Origin of the sequence: Lactonifactor longoviformis DSM 17459 (assembly GCF_900129135.1) — a bacterium.
GTDB lineage: Bacteria > Bacillota > Clostridia > Lachnospirales > Lachnospiraceae > Lactonifactor > Lactonifactor longoviformis.
On the sequence record NZ_FQVI01000001.1, the window covers coordinates 88,874 to 111,296 of the forward strand.

The window sequence follows — 22,423 nt, forward strand, 5'->3', positions numbered from 1 at the left end:
ACGTGTTCTTTTTAGAAAGAACACGTCCCCTTTTGCACCCTAAAACGGCGTCCCATCCAAGTCATACGGCGTCGTCTGATACACGTAATAATTCAACCAATTCGTATAAAGATTATTGGCATGCGCCCTCCACATAAGAAGGGGCCGATCCTCCGAATTGTCATTGCTGTAGTAATTCTTAGGAATCTGAATATCCAGTCCTTTATTCAGATCTCTTTTATACTCACCATCCAGGGTCACCCTGTCATATTCCGGGTGTCCCATTACGTATATCTGTCTTCCTTCTTTAGCCATTCCCAGGAAAAAGCCGGCCTCCTCGGATTCTGCCAGTATAGTAATATCCTTACAAGCCTTGATATCCTCTAACGGTACCTCTGTATGACGGGAATGGGGAGCTAAAAAAGCATCGTCAAAGCCTCTCACCAGAGGGATTTTCCGGTTCATCACCTTATGCCAGAAGAGTCCGAACATCTTCTCAGAGAGTACCTTTTTCTTCAGCCCATAGTGATAGTACAAACCAGCCTGCGCCGCCCAGCAGAGATAAATGGTAGACGTTACATGCTTTTCTGTCCAGTCCATAATTTCTGTCAGCTCTTCCCAGTAATCCACTTCTTCAAACTCTATTAATTCCACAGGTGCACCTGTTATGATCATACCGTCAAACTTATTATTTTTCAGGTCCTCAAAGTGAAGATAGAATTTGTTCAGATGGCTGGTAGATGTGTTTTTAGACTCGTGACTGCTCATGGTCATAAATGAGACATCTACCTGAAGGGGCGTATTAGAAAGGGAACGCAGCAGCTGCAGTTCCGTCTCCTCTTTTAAAGGCATAAGGTTCAGAATTAATATCTGAATGGGACGTATGTCCTGATGGATGGCACGGTTTTCGTCCATCACAAATATATTCTCTTTCTCCAGTATCTCCTTTGCAGGCAAATCTCCCTGTACTTTAATCGGCATACCGTATTCCACCTACCTTTTTTATTTAATAACTCATTATAGCATAGAACAGGAAATGTGGAAAAGAATTATTTTCTGTACATTTGTTGTTTCTACACGGACACTATCACTGTCTGCTCCGCACACAGTAACACAATTTGCTAGACTGTGGCATATGACAGGAACCACACATGGCCTGTTTTACATTAACGGAGCAAAAAGCCGCAGAATTTTGCCTTCCAGCCGCACGAAAACGCCCAGCTTTTTATAGTCTTCAAGCGCTATCTGTCTGCATTTCTTTAGAGTATCCTGAAAGTCCTGCTCTACCTGGCAGATCTCTTTATGGCGGTACAGGAAGGCTGCACATTCAAAATGAAGATACAGACTTCTGTAATCCATATTTATAGTTCCCACCACAGCTTTTTCATTGTCTGATGTAAAGACTTTAGCGTGTACAAAACCCGGTGTATACTCATAAATCTCTACCCCCGCCTCAATCAATTCATTGTAGTAGGTCTTAGCCAGGGCAAACGCTGTCTTTTTATCCGGAATGTGGGGCATTATAATTTTCACCTCAATTCCCCTTTTGGCGGCGTATGTAAGGGCCATAATCATTTCCTGATCCAGGATGAGATAAGGTGTCATGATATGCACATACGTTTTGGCTGTATTCAAAATATCCAGATATACTCTTTTGCCTACCCTCTCACTGCCAAATGGCACCACCCCGTAGGGAATTACAAAGCCGTCATTAGCAGGCCCCTTATGAGCAGGCACTATGTATGCCTTATAATTTTCTTCACGAAGCGTATCCACATTCCACATTTCCAGGAACATGAAGGTAAAACTCTTTGCTGCATCCCCCCGAAGCATAACCGCAGTGTCCTTCCAGTGTCCGAACCGCACTTTCTGATTAATATATTCATCCGCCAGATTTACACCGCCGGTAAAGGCTGTTTTTCCGTCAATTACAAGAATCTTTCTGTGGTCCCTATTGTTATAGTGGGAGGAGAAAAAGGCTTTAATAGGCGCGAACATTTTACATTGGATACCCATTGCCTTCAAATGGTCCGGGTAATGATAAGGCATCAGTGCCAGGCTGCACATTCCGTCATACAGAAAGCGAACCTCCACCCCCTCCCGAACCTTCTCTTTCAGGATCTCCAGAATCGAATTCCACATTATGCCCTCTTCTACAATAAAATATTCCATAAATATAAATTTCTCTGCCCTTTTAAGTTCCCGGAGCATAGCCTCGTATTTATCTTCACCCAGAGGAAAATAAGTAACATCTGTATTTTTATAAACCGGACAATTATCATACTGATACAGATAGGAGGCAAGGTGGCCCATCTCCGGGCTAATCCCCTCCAGTTCCTCCTGTACGTCCCTGTCCTGGACAACGTATTCTCTGGTACTTGCGGAAAGTAATCGAAGTCTCCTGTACATCAGCTTTGTGCCTGGCTGCAGCTCCATATAAATATAAAACAGTGCCCCGAAGACGGGAACTATAAGAACAGGTATCATCCATACCAGCTTAAAATCGGGATTTCCCCGTTTATTTACAATGTGCAGCAGCACGGCAAAGCCTATGACAGTAAATCCCCCATAGACATAGAACACGTCATCTCTCAGCCACAAAAAGGCGGCAAACAGCGCAAAAAGCTGCAGGAGAATGGCAAGTATGACTACGATCGTTCTCCCAAATATAATTCCTTTAATTCCTTTTTTGCTCTCTTCCATTGCTTAACAGGCCTCTATCCTAACATATTTAAAAACTCTTCTTCTGTAATGATGGGAACGCCCAGCTCTTTTGCCTTTTTATTCTTTGAGGAAGCAGAAGCTGAATCGTTGTTGATCAGGTAATTCGTCTTTGAGGTAACGCTTCCGGTCACTTTACCGCCTTTGGACTCGATCAGCTCCTTTATCTCTCCCCGGTTGGCAAAGCGCTCCACACTTCCCGTTATTACAAAATTCAACCCCTTGAATGTCTGCTCTTCATCCCTTGCAACCTCCTCCAGCTGCAGATGAGACATCAGGTGGTCCAGAGCTCTTCGGTTCTCCTCTTTGTCAAAATACTCCCGGAACGTCCTTGCGATTACCGGACCAATCCCTTCAATGCTGCTGATAGCTTCCTCGTCAGCCTCTGTCATTTTCTCCAGATCGTAGCCGAATTCTCTGCAAATCACTTTGGCATTAGCCAGTCCTATGTTTGCAATTCCCAGACTATAGATCACCCTTGGCAAAGTGGTGTTTTTGGACTTTTCAATGCTGGTTATCAGATTATCATAAGACTTCCTTCCAAACCCCTCCATCTCAACAATCTCGTCCTCATACTGCGCCAGCTCATAGATATCCCCAAAATCCCGGATAAAGCCTCTTGCCACGAATTTCTCCAGGGTGGCTTCTGACAGCCCGTCAATATTCATGGCATCTCTGCTCACAAACAGCGTAAAGGATTTGATCCGTTTTGCCTGACACTCCCGGTTCATACAATACAGAGATTCTACTTCATTGGTCTTGATCACCTTTGCTTCCTGTCCGCATACCGGGCAGGTATCCGGGATCGTAAGATGGTTGCTTCTTGTTAAGTTTTCTGCAATCTGAGGAATGATCATATTGGCCTTATATACCTGGATACGATCACCGATTCCCAGTTCCAGTTCTTTTAGTATACTGATGTTGTGTACACTGGCACGGCTCACTGTGGTCCCCTCCAGCTCTACCGGCTCAAAGATGGCCACTGGATTGATCAAACCGGTTCTGGAAGGACTCCATTCTATCTCTTTTAATGTCGTCTCCCGGATCTCATCTGCCCATTTAAATGCATAGGCATTTCTTGGAAATTTGGAAGTACTTCCCAGCGACTCTCCGTAGGCGATGTCATCGTACAGGGCCACCAGACCATCTGAAGGAAAATCATTTTTCACTACCTGTTCAGAAAAATATTCCATGGCTTCATCCAAAGTTTCCGCCGTAACCATACGATATTCCACCACATCAACCCCCTGCCCCCGCAGCCATTCCATCTGTTCCTTTCTGGAATTGTGAAACTCCACATCCTGTGCAGTCACCAGAGAAAAGGCATAAAATCTGACATTTCTCTTCGCCGTAATCTCGTTATTCAGCTGCCGCACAGAACCGCTGCACAGATTTCTCGGATTCTTATATCTGGCATCCACATCCTCTATTTCTTCGTTGATTTTTTTAAAATCAGAATAGGTTATCACAGCTTCCCCCCTAAGAATAAGCTGCCCCTTGTGAGCAATCTGAAGGGGAATATTTTTAAATACCTTTGCATTATTGGTAATTACTTCCCCCACCACCCCATTTCCCCGGGTAACCGCCTTTATGAGTGTCCCTCCCTCATAAGTCAGTACAATGGTAAGACCGTCCAGCTTCCAGGAGAGAAGGGTTCTGTGCTCTCCCACAAAGTCTCTGAGCGCTTCTACATCCTTTGTCTTATCCAGAGAAAGCATAGGGCTCCCATGCGCCTCTTTGGGCAGCTCATCCAGGGACTCATATCCCACAGATACCGTTGGACTTCCGGCCAGAGTAACTCCAGTCTCCTTCTCCAGCTTCTGAAGCTCGTCGTACAATTTATCATACTCCAAGTTACTCATTATTTCCCTGTCTTCCTGGTAATAAGCCTTGCCGGCCCTGGTTAAGAGACCCACCAGTTCTTTCATTCTTGCCATCGCATCCATTGCGTCACATATCATCCTTTCTGACTACTGTTGTATTGGAGGAGTCTTTAATCTGCTTCATAAGCTCCCGCCATTCTTTTTGGGTCACCGGACGGTATTGGCCTGCCGGCAGATCTCCCAATTCAATATTCATAATCCTGACTCTCTTTAGTCTTATCACCCTATAGCCTAAATATTCGCACATCCTTCGAATCTGACGGTTCAGTCCCTGTGTCAGGACAATACGAAAGCGCCTGGCGTCGATTCTCTCTACCCGGCACTTTCTTGTAACAGTGTCCAGGATTGGAATACCACCGGCCATCTGTCTCACAAATTCTTTTGTTACAGGCTTATCTACAGTCACAATATATTCTTTTTCATGGTAATTGCCGGCCCGCATCATCTTGTTCACAAGCTCCCCCTGATTCGTCATAAGAATCAGGCCTTCCGAATCCTTATCCAGCCTTCCTACAGGATAGATACGGGTATGATAATTGACAAAGCGGACAATATTATTCTTTACCTTTTCCTGGGAGGTACACTCAATTCCTCTGGGCTTATGTACAGCCAAAAGCACCTTTTCTTCCTCCCGTTTTACGGGCTTTCCTTCCACGAGTATCTTCTGAGAGGGCAGGATCTTCATCCCCACAGCGGCCCGCCTGCCGTCCACAGTAATCTTTCCTTCCTCCGCCAGACGATCTGCCTCTCTTCTGGAGCATACACCCGCCTCGCTCAAATACTTATTCAGACGTATGGGTTCCTGCATTATTCACATCCTCTTCTGACACCCGGAACTTATCCAGGAACATTGGCATAAGGGTTTTACTATAATCCGAAAGAGAGAGTCTTCCCTGGGATATGCACCAGTCATAGATAAATGCTCTCTCGCACAGGGCATAAACATTCGTTATTTCATAGGCTGACATCATGGTACTGATCTGGCCTCTTTTTTGACCCTCGTCCACGATCCGGTTCAACATGCGGAAATATATTCTGTTCTGATCCATAAGGTGCCTGTCACCCTTGGTAACCAGCTGGGAAGAATACATGGACGCAAGGATCTCCCGGTTTACATGTTCGTCAATCATTTTAAATAACTCCCGGTTTAAATATAACAATTTATCGAAGCTGTTCATCTCAGGATCCATCTCCTGCTCCAGATGCTCATACTTATTATCAAACAAATCCGATAATGTGGTCAGCAGAGCGTCCTTTCCACTAAAATAATGGTAAAACGTCCCTTTGGAGGTTCCCGAGCTGGCAATGATGTCATCTACCGTAGTATTATCATACCCACTCTGATAAAACAATTCCCAGGCAGCTTCCACAATCTTATCCTTTGTAGATATCTTTTTCTCCTGTTTCATCTGTCATTCCGCTCCTATCCGCTATAGCATATCCTTTATTATAACTGTTTCAGGTTGACAATTCAAGGAATAACCTGAGGAGATTACGGGCCCTCTTCATAAATTCTTAATTCTTCTTTTGCCCCAAAAAGCCCCTTCTTTCTTGTTTTTTCCCGTCCAGAGTGTATAATAAGGATGAACGTAAAGAAGGGGATTATAAATATGAGTGTAAAACGCAAATCTAAAAGACGGCGGCAGGTGGAAGTCGTCTTCTCGGTATTTCTCATCATAGCAATTGTTCTCGCGATTTTGATCGTACCGAGATACGTAACAGCCGCTGTAAAATCATATCAGAAAACCATGAAACTTCAGGAAGCTGCGTTAAAAGAAGACCATTGGGTATACAGTGAAAAGGGAAGGCGTTACGTGTACGCCGACGGAACTTCCCCCAGAAATAAATGGCTTGCAGTGGATCAAGTGAATTATCACTTTAATTCGGATGGTTATATGGATACCGGATGGCTTCAGGATAAGGGAACCCGGTATTATTTGAAGCCCGACGGCACCATACAGACAGGCTGGCTGAATGACCAGAACTCCTGGTACTATTTTAACGGGGATGGAACAATGGCCTCTGGATGGATTCTGGATCAGGATACCTATTACTTCCTAAAAGATGATGGCACTATGGCTACCGGGTGGATCGAAGACAACGGAAAACACTATTACCTCTCAGAAAACGGAGCCATGGCCACCGGATGGCTGGAGCTGAATGGGAACAACTATTACTTTGATGACAGCGGTGCTATGGCTACCGGATGGATTACCGTTGATGATAAAACCTACTTTCTAAGAGACGACGGTGTCATGACCATCGGCTGGATCACAGAAGGAGATCAGAAGTATTTTATGAATGCCGATGGATCCAAGGCAGTCAGCACCTGGATTGAAAGTGAAGGCAAGCGGTATTACTTTGACGAAAATGGTTCTCTGAAACCCTCCGGTTGGCTGGAAACTAATAACACATGGTATTACATACAGGAGGACGGTTCTGCGGCCACAGGATGGCTTCAGCTTGGAAAGCAATGGTACTATCTGAAAAATGACGGTTCTATGGCTACCGGATGGATCACAGATGAGAACGGCAAAGCTTACTTTATGAAAGATAACGGTGTCTGGGACCCTAATGCTAAAAAAGAGACACCATCTGCTGGAGGCGGCCCTATGGTCGCCCTTACTTTTGACGATGGTCCAGGCAAATATACAGACGGTATTCTTACTGTTCTGCAGCAAAACAACGCCAAAGCCACCTTTTTTATGCTTGGCAAACTGATCCCAAAATACCCTGAGACAGTAAAGCGGATGAAAGCTCTGGGCTGTGAACTGGGCAATCATTCCTACGATCACTCCGATCTGAGTAAAATGGATGCCGCCGGGGTATCCTCCCAGATCAATACTACAAACCAGGCACTTGTAGATCTGGTGGGAGAAGGCGCTTCCTGCGTACGCCCGCCCTACGGCGCCTTCAATCCCACTGTCCGCAGCGCGGCAGGAGCACCTTTAATCCTCTGGTCCATCGACACCCTGGACTGGAAAACCAGGGATACCCAGACCACCATAGACACGGTGCTCAACAATGTCAAAGACGGCGACATTGTTCTCATGCACGATATCCATGAACCTTCCGCAAAAGCTGCAGAAACTTTGATACCTGCCCTCAGGGAAATGGGATATCAGCTTGTAACAGTAAGCGAATTAGCGGCAGCAAAGGGGATTCCTTTAGAGAATGGGAAGGCGTATGGGGAGTTTCATTAAATTATAGTTTTGTGTATATGAAGCTCGAGGTGAAATAGTCGGCGAGCGGAGTGTCGCAGACGGACGGTCAAGGGAGGAGGTCTTGGGGCCAGGGGTACTGGGTGGATCTGCTTGCTGCTGCGTTTCTCCTCAGCTAACTGCCTGGCCGTTCACTAAGAAGCTCAGGAAAGCCTTCGCTCCTAAGTGACCGCCGGCAGTGGATCTTCGGACGCACTCCGTAGTCTGCGCAGTTCCACACAGTACCCCTGGCCCCAAGACCTCCTCCCTCGACCTGGCAGAGACTCACTTCACATTCACGGAAAACGGGGGGGAAAGGTCGAGAGTTGTACACTTTTCCTCTTATTTCGCACTATTGTCCGCTTGATGTTTTGGATAAATAGCGACCCCCCTGGAACTTCCCTATACCCAGGTGAGAGGAATCCTGCGGCAGCGGGCTGGCTGGTTCGTACGGGAGGAAGGCTTAAGTTCCGCGGACGATTCCGCAGGAGTGACTAGAGAGTCTTAGGCAAAACCGGGATTTCCGCAGGAGATTTTTTCGGCAGTCAGAGCCGAAAAAAAGTGAGCATGTGCAGAGAATGCACATCAAGCATTCTTTGCACATACGAACGGTGCTCCGGCGGGGATTCCGGTTTTGTCTTAGACTCTCTTCGCGACGGAGGTGTCCCCGGAACTTAAGCCTCCCTCCCGCCCGGACCAGCCAGCCCGCTGCCGCGGGAGTCCTCTCACCGTCCCCCTGCCACCTACACCTGCCGTCCTGAATCACCTTGAGCCGAAGTCCAAGCGCTACACCCCTAAATCCCAATTTTCAACAAAAAAGGAGCTGCATCACCTGCAGCCCCATACTATCACTGTAACAAATCCCCGCGGACATACCCTGTCTTGCCGTCAAACTCGATCTTAATCCAGCCATTATCCGCATTCTCTATTTTCTTTACCTGTTCACCAGCCTCTAATTCACCGATTTTTTCTGAATCAGTATCTGCTTCTGCTCTGACGTTGCATCCATTGATTGCCGAAACTGTAGAACCGTCGGCAGCCATGCTGGCAGTGGTAGTTTCACTTCCAAGCTGGTCTTCAAACTCCCGAAGCTTGTCATCCGATTCCTGGGCTTCCTGGAATTCTTTCTGCACCTTGCTAATCAGTTCTTTTACATCTTCTTCCTGAACCACTTTGGCAATATAGTCCTGGACTTCTTTGTCATCATCATCTTTATGGATGTATACCTTTCCCTCATCATCTGTCTCAACATATACCTGAGTCAAACCGGGGGCAGGTGTGTCAATATCTACAAATTTCAGGTCATAGGAGACAAATACTACATAACTTCCCTCTGTCAGACCTTTTTTGGTGTAAGTGTCAATATTGCTGTAGCTTTCAATGTATGTAGAATTCAGCACTTTGGCCTCATCTGCAGAATCAAAGCTGTCTGTTACTCTTTTCATACTGTCAATATCTTTGTTGCCCCAGGCAGTATAAAAAGTATTGATGATTGCATTTACTTCAGGGTAGGCATTTTTCTGTAAGGCATCCTTGTCTTCTGTATTCGTATCTTGTGCATCTTTGGAAGAGTCATCTGATTTTTCGGATCCGCCAGATGTTTTTTCCTGTTCCGTTTTCTGTTTGGGCTCACTGCCTTTATCCTTATCTCCAGAACCGAATAAGGCTTTTGCTCCAAAAAACAGAACCACAAGAACGACTAAAATCGCCAGACCAAGTAAGATATATCTTAGGTTGTCTGACAGCCATTCTCTAAAATTGTCTAACATGATTGTCCTCCTTTAAACCATAGCATTCAATCTCCCTTATTCTTGCTATGCTCTCCCCCTATAGTGAAACAAACGCATCCGGAGGGATTCGAACCCCCGACACGTGGTACCGGAAACCACTGCTCTATCCCCTGAGCTACGGATGCATATCAGTCACTATTAATCAATCACCCAGCTATCATACCATAAAATTTTGAACTTGTAAAGGCAGAGGGGAAATTTATTGGCGCTTCCCCCCTGCATACGGTCTAAATTAAGGCCGCTATTTTACGTTCTCTCCGGTCAAAATAGTATACATGATCTGAGAGTATCTCTGTAGGTTCCACATGGGAGGCATTCACCTCCCGCACCATTGCAGACAGTTCTGAAGGGGAATATTCCCCGGAATCGGGGATTAGAATACATTCGTGAATACTGCTGGGCAGTATATAAAAGCTGGCCTTTAGAATACGGCCGATATGATTCAAAAGCTCTGGGTACAGGAGACAGGAAGCTCCGTAATACTTATCCTCATTTGTAAGTATAAACATGCCGTCGTCCGCCATGTCAGAATCATCTGCGGGTGCTTCCCAATCAGAATCCTCCTCCAGGAGAGCTTGTATCATCTCCCCCATCCCCCGAAAGGTATACGGGAGTTTTTCAGGGGTATTGCGGTTTGCTGACTGAAAAAGCTCTTCTTTTGTGATCTTCCAGTGTTCCAGATTGTTGTTGTGAATCAGTACTGTAGCGCCGGAGAGAGAGGTTTCCTCCAGACGGTAGTAAAAGGCTACTGCCAAGTCCATATAAGGGTAATGAGGAATTCTCTCCAGCAGTTCTTTGTTTTTTTCATAATTTATTAGTTTATAATAAATCTGATCTTTCACTTTTTGATAATCACCGAAAGCCTCCATGGAGATATCAGATACATTCCCCAAAAGATACTGCCTTCTTATCTCCCGTACAACCTTGTAGAATTCCAGCCCGCCCTCGAAGGCTTCGTAGTAGGGATCCAGGTAAATCACGGGCGCTATCCTTTCCTCCTTCTTTCTGATAGAAATCCCCTGGCAACATACGCCATTATTCTTCTGGACCTGCTGAAGCGTAATACTCACCTCCTCTCCCATCTCTTGGCAGAGGGCATCTCTGAGCCGGAGTCTGAATGTTTTGTAATCCAAATAATCATCCTTTCTGTAGATTTTTTTATTTTTATACGGCTTTTTTCTGCAGTGTACCCTGATTGCGCACACGTCCGAAGCAATGAATGCATGAAAAGAAAGCCATAGAAAAACCATAGCCGATAGATCTGTATTTACTTCTTTTTATTATGGGAACTGGTGCACGAATGTGCCTGAAAAAAGGACCCGCCGCTTATGACACGGCGGGTAATCATGCTGTTATACGCGTGAAAGATATTCGCCAGATCTGGTATCAATCTTAATCTTGTCTCCCTGATCCACAAACAGAGGCACATATACCACAGCTCCAGTCTCAACTGTAGCAGGCTTTGTAGCTCCCTGTGCAGTATCTCCCTTAAAGCCCGGTTCTGTTTCTGTAATCTCCAGTTCAACAAACAGCGGAGGCTCAACAGCGAATACGTTGCCATTATAAGAACATACCTTCACCATCTCATTTTCTTTTACAAATTTTAATGCATCTCCGATATCGTCAGCGTTTAATGCAATCTGATCATATGTCTCCACATTCATAAAGTGGAATAAGTCACCATCAGAATACAGATATTGCATATCAACACGATCAATGTGCGCCTGCGGGAACTTCTCAGTAGGTCTGAAAGTTTTTTCCACAACTCCGCCATTGATAATATTTTTTAACTTTGTTCTAACAAACGCAGCACCTTTTCCTGGTTTTACATGCTGAAATTCGATAATTTGAACGACATTACCATCAATCTCTAATGTAATACCATTTCTAAAATCTCCTGCTGAAATCATATAGATATTCCTCCTTAATCGTACCTCAGGAAAATCCAAATATTTTCCCGCTATCTTACATTCTATAATACCTAATCTAAATTTTCAACTATTTTCTCAATAATCTTTCCAAAGGACTGTCTGCTGGTGTCGACTTCCAGGTCCGCCGCTTCCCGGTAAGCCTCCTCTCTTTCCTCCATTAATGAGATGATCTTCTTCCGGAGATCACCGCCCTGAAGCATAGGTCTTGAAGTGTCTGTCTCCAGCCTTTCCGCCAGAACATCCACAGTAGCAGTCAAAAAAATCACTTTCCCCATGTTTCTAAGGTACGGCTTATTCTGGGACTGCACAGGGAGTCCGCCGCCCACGGATATGACACAGGGGCTGCTCGTCTCTGAAAGCTCTTTTATGGCCTCTGTCTCCAGCTGCCTGAAATACGTCTCTCCAAATCCTGCGAAAATATCACTCACAGACATTCCCATTTTCTGTTCAATCATTTCATCTGTATCTACAAAAGTGAGGTCCAGACGTTTTGCAAGCCTTTTTCCTACGGAGGTCTTCCCGCACCCCATAAAACCAATCAGCACTATGTGATTCACTTTATATTCCTCTTTTCTTTTTGTAAAAATATAGCACTATTTTCTCCAGATACCGTTTCAGCACAATCTGTATCTCCTCCCTGGGATGTATGGGCTGCACTAAAACGGTGGGGATTCCGGCTCTTTTTGCGCCATAGATATCTGTAAAGAGCTGATCACCGATAAATAACGTATTTGTCTGATTGGTCCCCAGCAGTTTCATGGCTCTGAGATAATTCTTTGGGGAGGGTTTGTGGGCATTCTCTATAAATTTGACCTGTACCTGTTCATTAAAAGATGCTACTCTCTCCCGCCGATTGTTTGAGATCAGACAGCAGCCGAATCCCAATTCCTTTAGATGGGAAAAAAGCTCCATGGCTCTTTTGTCCGCCGGCGCTCCATGAGGCACCAGTGTATTGTCAATATCAAAAAGCAGCCCCCGGTATCCTTCCCGGTACAAGCGGTCAAAATCTATCTTATAGGCAGATTCCAGATATTCATCCGGATAAAATTTTTCAAACATATCTATTCCTCCGTCTTTCTCTCCCTCACGACCGGCATTCTCAAAAATTCCAACTTCGTCTCAGCCGTAATAACTGCGGCAAAAAGCAGCAGACATCCCACGATCATTCTGCCTGTCATTATCTCTCCCAAAAGCAGAACCGAAAACAGGACTCCGAATACGGATTCCATAGATAAAAGAAGGGATGCTGTGTTGGGTGTCGTATATTTCTGGCAGACATTCTGAAGGAGAAATGCCAGCATGGTGCTCAGTACGCCGAGATACAGCATCCCGATGATAATGTCTTTTTGGAATGCCCCTGCAGGGAATCCCCCGTCCATAACCGGAGATACTATCCACGAAAAAATCGCTGCAAACCCCAGCTGCAGAATGGTAAGAACTACAGGATCCTGCTTTTCCGTGTACCGATCAATATAAATCATATGAAGCGCATACCCGAATCCACAGATTAAGGTAAGCACATCACCTATATTCATGGTCAAATCGCCTTTCAGCGACAGCATTCCAATCCCCACAATGGCAAGGAATGCCGCAGCAATACAGAATGCATCCGGCTTTTTATGATTCATCATCCAATGTAAAAAAGGGACAATTACCACATAAACTGTAGTTAAAAAAGCATTCTTACCCGCTGTTGTATAGTCACATCCTATTGTCTGCAGAAGATAACTCATAAATAGAAGGAACCCTAACACAGCTCCTTCTTTTATTATTTTCCTATTTAGAAACTTTAGACGCTTCCAAAAAATAGCTGCCAGGAGTACGGCAGCGATGGTAAAACGAAATGCCAGCATATAAGAGGCTGGTATCAGATCCAGGGAGTTTTTCACTACCACAAATGCAAATCCCCAGATAATTGCTGTTCCCAAAAGCCCAAAGCTGGCTAAAACTTGTATTTTCTTATCTGTTGTACTCACAATACTTTTCCTGTCCTTATTTCCTTCTATTTCTCCAAAAAATCCTTCATGGCTTCAAACTGTTCTTTCATTGTATCATAACCATGCTGATAAAACTCTATAAGATGTTCATACTTTTGTTCCGTTCTGGATACTGGTTTTACAGAGGGGCGTACCACGAAAACTTTTCCCTCTCTCTCCCATTTTTCAATATACTCCAATGTCCTGTTATACCGATCCGCACGGGAGAATATCGTTCGAATCAGATTTGGATACCCGGAGTAGGCTGCCACATACAGGCTTTTGCTTTTTTTTAGATTTCTTTTTCTGTAGCCGTAATTCCTTGTGAGAATAATGACATTCTTTTTATGTCCTGTTTTCAGGGAATGTATAATGGGAATAGAATCCGCCAATCCGCCGTCCAGATAAGGAATGCCGTCTACGGTGACCATAGGGCTTGCCAGAGGAATGCTGCTGGAAGCTCTGCATATTTTCATAAGTCTTTCCTTTTTTACCGTCTCATTCAGATACTCAGCTTTACCTGTGATACAATTGGTAACCACCAGTTCGCACTGAAGAGAAGACTGAAAGTACGTATCGTAATCAAAAGGATAGATTTCATTGGGATATTTATCGAAAATCATGTCCATATCAAAGAGACTTCTGTTTTTAATTGTCTTTTTCAAGTCAAAATAACGATTTTCTTTCTCTTTGTGTATCATACAGTCTTTCGTCCTGCCCGCCTGCCTTGACACATAGTCTACGGCATTGCAGGCGCCGGCAGAGACTCCTGCAATATAAGGAATATAGTAATCCTGTTCCATAAGATAATCCAGGGCCCCGGAAGTAAAGACGCCTCTTGTGGCGCCTCCTTCCAATACAAGACCTGAACCTTTTTTTGCTGTCATATTTATACGTCTCCTATTATTTTCTGTCATGCAGCGGGGTATACGCCTGTTCCGGCATAACGCTCTTATAAGCCGGCCGTATAATTTTGTCTGTGTTGATCAGCTCCTCCATCCTGTGAGCACTCCATCCTACAATACGTGCGATGGCAAACATAGGGGTATAGAGCTCCAACGGAAGATTCAGCATACTGTAGACAAATCCGCTGTAAAAGTCTACATTGGCGCTTACACCTTTATATATATGGCGTTCCTCAGCAATTACCTGTGGGGCAAGGCGCTCTACCATAGAATACAGGCCGTAATCCTTATTCCTGCCTTTTTCTTTTGCCAGCTTCTCTACGAAGCCCTTAAATATCTGAGCTCTCGGATCAGAAATAGAATATACCGCATGACCCATACCATAGATAAGCCCTCGTTTGTCAAAGGCCTCCCTGTGGAGAAGTTTTACCAGATAATTTCTGACTTCGTCCTCGTCCTTCCAGTCATGCACATGTTTTTTCATATCATCAAACATGCTGACTACCTTAATATTTGCTCCGCCGTGTTTCGGACCTTTTAAGGAACCTAATGCTGCGGCTATGGTAGAATACGTATCCGTGCCGGAGGAAGAAACCACATGGGTTGTAAAGGTAGAGTTATTACCGCCGCCATGTTCCATATGGAGAACCAGGGCAAGATCCAGAATAGTTGCTTCCAGAGGTGTATACTCTTTATCCGGCCTCAGCATTAACAGGATGTTCTCTGCAGTTGACAGTTCCTTTGCGGGATGGTGAATGAAAAGGCTTTTATCCTTATTATAATGCTGGTGGGCCTGGTATCCATATACGGAAAGCATGGGAAATACACTGATGAGATTGATACATTGACGAAGTACGTTTGGAAGAGAGATATCTTCCGGATTCTTATCGTAGGAATATAAAGTGAGAACGCTTCTGGACAGAGTATTCATCATATCCCTGCTTGGTGCTTTCATAATTACATCTCTGACAAAATTTCTGGGCAGAGAGCGCTGGGCTGCCAGCATCTTTTTAAATTCTTCCAGTTGAGTTTCTGTGGGCAGAACACCGAACAGAAGCAGATACGTTACTTCCTCAAAACCAAACCGCTTCTCCTGAAGAAATCCCCGGGTTAAGTCGTAGATGTTAATGCCTCTGTAATATAACTCTCCCTCACAGGGAACAGACTCACCATCTACTTCTTTATATGCCTGTATATTGGAAATCTGTGTCAAACCTGCCAGTACACCTTTTCCGTTCAAGTCGCGGAGTCCGCGCTTCACATCGTACTTTCCATATAGAGAAACGTCCATTTTACTGTTATCCAGGCAAATCTGTGTCAATTCTTCTAGCTGTGGTGTCACCTTCATATTAAATGCTGCCATAGTACTTTCTCCCCTTTCTACTTTTTAAAGTATTTTGTATACTTAACGCATTACTATATTATAGCATTAAAATATAAGGGAGCACAATACAAGGAATTCTAAAATAAATATGAACAGCATTCATTATCCCAGTGCCACATCCAGTATCATCATTAAAAGAAATCCGGTCATAACCCCCAAAGTTCCCAGATGAGAGTGTTCATCCAGATTTGCCTCCGGGATCAATTCCTCTGTCACTACATAGATCATGGCCCCTGCCGCAAATGCCAGAAGCCATGGCATTACTGCCTGGGCTCTCATTGCCAGCATAGCCGCCAGCACACCTGCTATTGGTTCCACAATTCCCGACATGCTGCCATACAAAAATGCTTTCCACCTGGGCAGCCCCTCCTGTCTGAGAGGCAGTGAGATAGCCGCTCCTTCCGGGAAGTTCTGGATGCCGATTCCGACTGCAAGGGCCACAGCAGCTGCAAGGGCTGCCGGATCCGCCCCTTCTGTCACTGCAAGGGCAAAGGCAACACCCACTGCCATGCCTTCCGGAGCATTGTGAAGTGTAACCGCGAAAACCAGCATAGTCGTACGTTTTAATTTTGCCGGGAGTCCTTCTCTTGTATTGGAATTCGCATGAATATGTGGGAGAAGCTTATCCATCAGGCAGAGAAATATCCCTCCCAGGGCAAATCCCCCCGCTGCCGGTATCCATCCAATCAACCCCATCTCTTCCGCCTGGTCAATGGCCGGAATCAGCAGGGACCACACGGACGCCGCGATCATTACCCCTGCTGCAAATCCAAGAAAGACTCTCTGGTACTCCTCTTTCATCTCCTTCCGGAAAAAGAATACTACCGCAGCTCCGAGACTGGTCATTAAAAATGTAAACCCTGTTCCTCCAAGGGCATAAAGCATTGATTGTGCCAAATCTTCTACCTCCTTTACGTTAAAGTCTTCTTCATTTTACCATATCCTATTTTAAAAATATAGGGTATCCCTTTCCTCTGCAAATTGTTAACCAAAATAATATATTAGTTGACAATCTATATTATTTTTTATATAATGCTCATAGAAAATGAAAAAGGAGATCACATATGCCCCAGGAAAAAATAAAATCACTCTCTGTGAAAAGCTTAACACTCATAGGCCTTATGACAGCAGTTACCTGTATACTGGGTCCTCTGTCTATTCCCTTACCCTTCAGCCCAGTCCCTATATCCTTCACAAATCTGGCTATTTATCTGTCTGTCTTTGTTCTGGGGATGAAAAAGGGTACGGTAAGCTATATCGTATATCTATTATTAGGAATGGTTGGGCTTCCGGTATTCTCAGGATTTACCGGAGGACTTGGGAAACTGGCAGGACCCACCGGAGGATACCTGACAGGCTTTATTTTTCTGGCCATCATTGCAGGCTTTTGTGTGGATAAAGGCTCTGGAAAACTGGCCTGGGCGGTGCCCGGTATGGCCGCCGGAACCATTGTCTGCTATCTGTTTGGTACACTTTGGCTTTGCATGCAGGCCAATCTGACTTTTTCAGCAGGCCTTGCCGCGGGAGTAATCCCCTACCTGCCAGGTGACATTGCCAAAATCATCCTGGCCTCACTAGTTGGACCGGCTTTGCGAAAGGGCGTCCAGCGGCTGCAATAAATACCTGCCCCCTGCATATACTGATAAAAAACGAAAAGAGTTATGTATGGCTATTTCTTATATTCCAGTTTATGGAATCATTCAGAATATGGAAAATGTATCCGGGCAGTGCTGCCAGCAGCTGGTTACCCTGCGAACAGAAGAGGGGGTTGTCCGTCTTATGCTGGCCCCCGATACCTATGTAATAGGCAGCGTCCGCCTGCGTCCGGGTATGTCTGTAGCAGCTTTTTACGACGGCAATGCACCGGTTCCTCTGATTTATCCGCCCCAGTACCGGGCCTTGATTATCGGGCAGCGCAATCCGCTGGAGAATATTGCGGTCAATTTCTTTGACAGCACACTAACTGCCAGCGACGGTTCTCTGAAATTAAACCCAGGTCCATCCACAGATGTGATCACTTCAAACGGGCAGCGCTTTTCCTGTAGTCTGGCAAACCAGACTTTAATCGTGTACTACCGGGCCACTACCAGAAGCATACCGCCTCAGACCACACCGAGAAAAATAATCGTTTTATGTAAGTAAAAAAAGGCGCTGCAAAACCGGCCTTCCAGTCGGTTTTGCAGCGCCTTTTTATCCCCTCCCTTGTTCTTAACCACAGTACCCTTCCAGGATCTGTTCTAAAGCACTTCCGCTGCTGCTGTGGCATCTTATAATTTCAGTGTCATTTCTTTTCGCCTCATCTACCGCACATTTCACCATTTTGTGAGAAACTGTATTTGTAAACAATACAAATAGATCCGGGGTTCCCACCTGTTTTTTCAGATCCCCTGCCATCTGGGTAAATACCTTTGCCTTACAATTATATTTTTTGCAAATATTTTTATATCTGGTTGCCATCCTGTCATGGCCTCCTATAATTACAACACTCATACACTCCCCCTTTATATCCTGGCCAAGGCCTCGCCCATAGCCTTTAAAGCAGCCTCTGCCTCATCATCGGGCTCGTTGTTTGCAATCACGCAGTCGCAGACAAAGACTGCTCCGACTTTTTCACACTGACTTTTCCAGTTGTCCATCCACTCGCCAGTTCCCCAGTCATAGGAACCAAACAGTGCGATCTTTTTTCCCCTGAGCTTTTCCTCCACCGCCTCAAACATGGGCAGAAATTCTGTTTCCTCCAGTTCTTCATCTCCCATAGCCGGGCACCCGAAAGCAATAGCCTCGTACTGGTCTGCAAGCCCGGATCCGAAGGTTTCCGGTGTAAACACATCCGGCTCAGAGCCTGCCCGGACTGCCCCGGCTTTTACAAAATCAGCCATAGCCTCCGTATTACCTGTTCCGCTCCAATATACAATTGCAATTTTACTCATAATCACCTCTCCTTTTTTCTATGAAACAATTTATTTTCTAAGAATAACGTTTCTTTTTTTCAGCAGTAAAGGATCTTCTTAACTATAAGGATACCGTTAACTGCCTGATTGATTTTCCCTGGAGAAAAAGCCGGCTGTAGATCCGCCTGCATTTTTCATATAAAGCAAACGTTCTTTTGGCTGACTCCTCTTCGCAATACACTTTCCAGCAGCCGCACATACGGCAATTTTTTCCTCCATATTCAATGAAGCCTTCTACGTCATGAATGGGGTATCCCAAAAAAAGACCTATTTCATGGGGAAAACAGGAAAAATTCTCACAGCGGAGGCTTAAGTGCTGCATACATTCTTCTGTGTTCATCCCAGCATAACCATATTTCTTAAGAATTTGCTCTGCCTTTTCTTCCTGTAAAACATTCTGCAGTCTGCTAACTCTGTAGACATAAATCAAGGCTTTTCTCTCTGATTTTCTGAGAATCCTAAGCTGAATTCCCTTCTCCTCCAGTTCTTTATTCCACAGTCTGATGAATGTTTCCGGATCTTTGGACTCATCCACAGGATAAGCAAATAAGTTACCTGTTTTTAACCCTGCAAGTGTGGGGGAACAATGACGAATCAAAAACTGTGCAAATTCATCCATGGTACCCAATCAATACTACACTCCTTTCTTTTGGTTAGTTAAAACTAACTTATAATTAAAAAAATATACGCTGCTATTGCCTCGTCACTGATGCTGCTATGTCAACCATTTGTTAGTTATGACTAACTTTAGTCCTATCATAAGACATTAAGAACCATTTGTCAATCAAAACGTGATTCTTAAATTGAGATAATTTATCTTCAAAACTCTTGACAAAACACATAAAAAGTGTTTATATTAACATATGAACACTTATTCATATGTTAATAATATATAAGATTCTATTTTACGATATCTATAATGGAGGGTAATACTATGAGTCATGAACATGAACGAAACGGATTTTCCAAAAACTACGGCTCAGAACATGAACACCAGGAGCATAATCACACGGAATGCAGCTGTGGACATGAGCATCATGCGCATAATCAGGAGGTATGTGACTGCGATCATTCACACCAGGAGCATAATCATGAGGAATGCAGCTGCGATCATGCGCACCAGGAGCATAATCATGAGGAATGCGGCTGCGATCATGCGCACCAGGAGCATAATCATGAGGAATGCGGCTGCGATCATGCGCACCAGGAGCATAATCATGAGGAATGCGGCTGCGATCATTCACACCATGAACATTTTGCCCCGGAGCCATATGCGCTTTGTACCGTATGCGGACTGCCCATGGATGAATGTACCTGCTATCTGTCTCAAAGCGCGCCTGACAAACAGATTTATATTTTAGAAAATCTAGGCTGTGCAAACTGTGCCTCTAAGATGGAGGCCAGAATCCGGGAGCTTCCTGAGGTTGAAGACGCCACAATTATCTATGCTACCAAACAGCTCAGGATAACTGCTCACCAGTCAGAAGACCTTCTCCCCAGGCTGCAGGAAATTTGTTCATCTATTGAGTCTGAAGTAACGGTTGTACCAAGAGCCAAAGGTACGAAAGAAGAAAGTACTGTTATCTTTTTGGTAGAAAATGTTGACTGCGCAAACTGTGCTGCCAAGATGGAACAGCGTATCCGTGCGCTGCCAGGAGTATCTTCCGCGACCCTGACCTTTGCGACAAAACAGCTAAAGGTCACAGGACAGACGCCACTCCGTCTTCTGTCCCAGATTCAGGATATCTGCAGTTCCATTGAATCCGGCGTTATCGTAACGTCCCGGGATTCTGCCAACCCCCGCCGGGAGATGACTGCAAAAAAAGCAAACGGGAATCTGAAAGACGGGATTGAAATAGGCATTGGGGCTGTTCTTTTTGTGGCAGGACTACTTCTTCAGAATTCCTATGCCTCTGCCTCTGTGGCTGCTCTCTTATTATCCTATGTGGCATTGGGCGGCAGAATCGTACTGACTGCACTGAAAAACCTGAGCAAAGGCCAGATTTTTGATGAAAATTTTCTAATGAGTCTTGCCACTCTGGCTGCTATTGCCATCGCTGATTATAAAGAAGCTGTGGGTGTTATGCTCTTTTACCGCATAGGGGAGTTATTTGAGCACATAGCGGTAGAGAGAAGCAGAAATCAAATTATGGACGCTGTGGATATGCGGCCGGAAGTAGTAAATCTTGAGATGGGAGACGGCAGCATCCAGGTGATTCCCGCCCGGGAAGCACAGCCGGGGGATATTCTCCTGGTCCGTCCTGGAGACAGAATTCCTCTGGATGGCACTGTAGCGGAGGGTGAAAGCAGGATCGACACTTCACCGGTTACCGGTGAACCTGTGCCGGTAAAAGCCGGACCCGGATCTGAAGTCATATCCGGATGTGTGAATACCTCAGGCCAGTTGAAGATACGGGTGGAAAAACCGCTGGAGGAGTCCATGGTAACCCGTATTCTGGATTCTGTGGAAAATGCGGCCGCAAGCAAACCCAGGATTGACAGATTTATCACAAAATTCGCCAGGGTCTATACCCCGTTGGTAGTAGGCCTGGCCCTGGGAACGGCTGTGATTCCTTCCCTGTTTACCGGTAACTGGAACCACTGGATTTATACAGCAATTACCTTCCTGGTTATCAGCTGTCCCTGTGCTCTGGTACTCAGTGTTCCCCTCGCTTTTTTCTCTGGAATCGGGGCCGGTTCTAAAAGAGGAATCCTCTTCAAGGGAGGTGTCTCCCTGGAGGCTATGAAAAATGTCAAAGCCATAGTTATGGATAAAACAGGTACCATTACTAAGGGGAACTTTGTGCTCCAAAAGGCTGTTCCTCTTGGTGACTTAACAGAAGACGAACTGCTTGCCCTTTCTGCAAGCTGTGAACTTTCTTCCACTCACCCCATAGGCACAAGCATCACCAATGCGGCATCTGAAAGAAACCTTTCCGTGGTCCGCCCGGATGCGGTAAAAGAATTATCCGGCAAGGGGATTTGTGCCGCACTGCCTCAGGGGGAAGTCCTCTGCGGCAATCGAAAACTTATGGAAGAATACCATGTAGATCTGTCCGGTTACGTTAAGGAAGACTACGGTACTGAAGTGCTAACTGCATTAAACGGCAAACTGGCAGGATATCTGATAATTGCAGATACCATAAAAGAAGAGGCGAAGGATGCGATTCAGTCTCTGAAAAAATACCATATTACAACAGCAATGCTTACAGGAGATTCCACAGGAAGCGCGGAGGCTGTAGGAAAAGCTACCGGCATCGACGAGGTGCATGCCAGACTCCTGCCCCAGGATAAACTGACAAAACTACAGGAAATCCGTAAAAAGCACGGAGGCGTCATGTTTGTCGGAGATGGTATCAATGACGCTCCGGTTCTGGCAGGCGCTGATGTGGGCGCTGCCATGGGAAGTGGTGCCGACGCGGCTATCGAGGCTGCCGACGTTGTGTTTATGACCTCTTCCATGGAAGCAATTCCCCAGTCCATCGCCATTGCCAAGGCTACGGGAACCATAGCCATGCAGAATGTTGTATTTGCCCTTGCAGTTAAAATACTTGTCATGATTCTGGGGCTGGCAGGCTTCGCCAACATGTGGATGGCAGTATTTGCGGATACCGGTGTTGCTATGCTCTGTGTGTTGAATGCTATTCGTATCCTGTATAAAAAATAATATCACAATTGCAAAAAACAGGATTTTCCTTTACAC

Annotated in this window: 21 protein-coding genes and 1 tRNA gene; 4 read left to right on the plus strand and 18 right to left on the minus strand. The window is 45.2% G+C overall.

Annotation, left to right across the window (positions count from 1 at the left end; translation table 11 throughout):
* Positions 1-39 precede the first annotated feature (39 nt).
* The 5 genes from metA to BUA56_RS00320 all read right to left on the minus strand — a co-directional run bounded on the left by metA (position 40) and on the right by BUA56_RS00320 (position 5,992).
* The gene (gene metA / locus BUA56_RS00300) at positions 40-960 is read right to left on the minus strand and encodes a homoserine O-acetyltransferase MetA (RefSeq protein ID WP_072848145.1); all 921 of its coding nucleotides are present in this window, start codon (positions 958-960) and stop codon (positions 40-42) included.
* A gap of 180 nt (positions 961-1,140) precedes the next feature.
* Positions 1,141-2,682, minus strand: a complete 1,542-nt coding sequence (gene cls / locus BUA56_RS00305; protein WP_072848146.1) for a cardiolipin synthase — start codon at positions 2,680-2,682, stop codon at positions 1,141-1,143.
* Between the two features lie 14 nt (positions 2,683-2,696).
* The gene (ligA, locus tag BUA56_RS00310; RefSeq protein WP_072848148.1) at positions 2,697-4,646 is read right to left on the minus strand and encodes an NAD-dependent DNA ligase LigA; all 1,950 of its coding nucleotides are present in this window, start codon (positions 4,644-4,646) and stop codon (positions 2,697-2,699) included.
* Positions 4,647-4,650: 4 nt separating this feature from the next.
* The gene (rluF, locus tag BUA56_RS00315; protein WP_072848150.1) at positions 4,651-5,391 is read right to left on the minus strand and encodes a 23S rRNA pseudouridine(2604) synthase RluF; all 741 of its coding nucleotides are present in this window, start codon (positions 5,389-5,391) and stop codon (positions 4,651-4,653) included.
* On the minus strand, positions 5,366-5,992 hold the full coding sequence (locus BUA56_RS00320; protein WP_072848152.1) for a TetR/AcrR family transcriptional regulator: 627 nt from the start codon (positions 5,990-5,992) through the stop codon (positions 5,366-5,368). Before BUA56_RS00320 ends, rluF begins: the two co-directional genes overlap by 26 nt.
* Before the next feature lie 201 nt (positions 5,993-6,193).
* On the opposite strand from BUA56_RS00320, the gene BUA56_RS00325 reads away from it, so the two are divergent.
* On the plus strand, positions 6,194-7,786 hold the full coding sequence (locus BUA56_RS00325) for a polysaccharide deacetylase family protein (protein ID WP_072848154.1): 1,593 nt from the start codon (positions 6,194-6,196) through the stop codon (positions 7,784-7,786).
* An 845-nt stretch (positions 7,787-8,631) separates the two neighbouring features.
* Here the strand turns inward: BUA56_RS00325 and BUA56_RS00330 are convergent.
* The 10 genes from BUA56_RS00330 to BUA56_RS00375 form a co-directional block, all read right to left on the minus strand.
* Entirely contained in the window at positions 8,632-9,552 is a 921-nt protein-coding gene (locus BUA56_RS00330) for an SH3 domain-containing protein (RefSeq protein ID WP_072848155.1), read from the minus strand.
* Between the two features lie 73 nt (positions 9,553-9,625).
* Positions 9,626-9,698, minus strand: a tRNA-Arg gene (locus BUA56_RS00335).
* Positions 9,699-9,800: 102 nt separating this feature from the next.
* The gene (locus tag BUA56_RS00340; RefSeq protein WP_072848729.1) at positions 9,801-10,706 is read right to left on the minus strand and encodes a DUF5688 family protein; all 906 of its coding nucleotides are present in this window, start codon (positions 10,704-10,706) and stop codon (positions 9,801-9,803) included.
* A 219-nt stretch (positions 10,707-10,925) separates the two neighbouring features.
* The gene (efp, locus tag BUA56_RS00345; RefSeq protein WP_072848157.1) at positions 10,926-11,483 is read right to left on the minus strand and encodes an elongation factor P; all 558 of its coding nucleotides are present in this window, start codon (positions 11,481-11,483) and stop codon (positions 10,926-10,928) included.
* 71 nt (positions 11,484-11,554) lie between these two features.
* A complete protein-coding gene (locus BUA56_RS00350) occupies positions 11,555-12,061 on the minus strand; it encodes a shikimate kinase (protein ID WP_072848159.1) in 507 nt (168 codons plus the stop codon).
* Between the two features lies 1 nt (position 12,062).
* Positions 12,063-12,563, minus strand: coding sequence for a YqeG family HAD IIIA-type phosphatase (locus BUA56_RS00355; protein ID WP_072848160.1), 501 nt, complete (start codon positions 12,561-12,563; stop codon positions 12,063-12,065).
* A 2-nt stretch (positions 12,564-12,565) separates the two neighbouring features.
* A complete protein-coding gene (locus tag BUA56_RS00360) occupies positions 12,566-13,480 on the minus strand; it encodes a DMT family transporter (protein ID WP_084067520.1) in 915 nt (304 codons plus the stop codon).
* A 26-nt stretch (positions 13,481-13,506) separates the two neighbouring features.
* A complete protein-coding gene (locus BUA56_RS00365) occupies positions 13,507-14,367 on the minus strand; it encodes a patatin-like phospholipase family protein (protein WP_072848163.1) in 861 nt (286 codons plus the stop codon).
* 16 nt (positions 14,368-14,383) lie between these two features.
* Complete coding sequence (locus BUA56_RS00370) at positions 14,384-15,748, minus strand: citrate/2-methylcitrate synthase (protein ID WP_072848165.1); 1,365 nt, start codon at positions 15,746-15,748, stop codon at positions 14,384-14,386.
* A gap of 123 nt (positions 15,749-15,871) precedes the next feature.
* Positions 15,872-16,654, minus strand: a complete 783-nt coding sequence (locus BUA56_RS00375) for a ZIP family metal transporter (RefSeq protein WP_072848167.1) — start codon at positions 16,652-16,654, stop codon at positions 15,872-15,874.
* A gap of 179 nt (positions 16,655-16,833) precedes the next feature.
* On the opposite strand from BUA56_RS00375, the gene BUA56_RS00380 reads away from it, so the two are divergent.
* Together BUA56_RS00380 and BUA56_RS00385 are read left to right on the plus strand one after the other, a co-directional pair.
* Complete coding sequence (locus tag BUA56_RS00380) at positions 16,834-17,388, plus strand: biotin transporter BioY (protein ID WP_072848169.1); 555 nt, start codon at positions 16,834-16,836, stop codon at positions 17,386-17,388.
* A gap of 46 nt (positions 17,389-17,434) precedes the next feature.
* Positions 17,435-17,911 carry a hypothetical protein gene (locus BUA56_RS00385; protein ID WP_072848171.1) on the plus strand — a complete coding sequence of 159 codons (477 nt, stop codon included), beginning with the start codon at positions 17,435-17,437 and terminating at the stop codon, positions 17,909-17,911.
* Between the two features lie 66 nt (positions 17,912-17,977).
* On the opposite strand, the gene BUA56_RS00390 is transcribed toward BUA56_RS00385, so the two are convergent.
* From BUA56_RS00390 to BUA56_RS00400, 3 genes are all read right to left on the minus strand, one after another.
* Positions 17,978-18,259 carry a DUF2325 domain-containing protein gene (locus BUA56_RS00390; protein ID WP_072848173.1) on the minus strand — a complete coding sequence of 94 codons (282 nt, stop codon included), beginning with the start codon at positions 18,257-18,259 and terminating at the stop codon, positions 17,978-17,980.
* 11 nt (positions 18,260-18,270) lie between these two features.
* The gene (locus BUA56_RS00395) at positions 18,271-18,699 is read right to left on the minus strand and encodes a flavodoxin (RefSeq protein ID WP_072848175.1); all 429 of its coding nucleotides are present in this window, start codon (positions 18,697-18,699) and stop codon (positions 18,271-18,273) included.
* 82 nt (positions 18,700-18,781) lie between these two features.
* Positions 18,782-19,339, minus strand: coding sequence for a DUF3793 family protein (locus BUA56_RS00400; RefSeq protein WP_072848730.1), 558 nt, complete (start codon positions 19,337-19,339; stop codon positions 18,782-18,784).
* 315 nt (positions 19,340-19,654) lie between these two features.
* On the opposite strand from BUA56_RS00400, the gene BUA56_RS00405 reads away from it, so the two are divergent.
* Complete coding sequence (locus BUA56_RS00405; protein ID WP_084067523.1) at positions 19,655-22,387, plus strand: heavy metal translocating P-type ATPase; 2,733 nt, start codon at positions 19,655-19,657, stop codon at positions 22,385-22,387.
* Positions 22,388-22,423 lie beyond the last annotated feature (36 nt).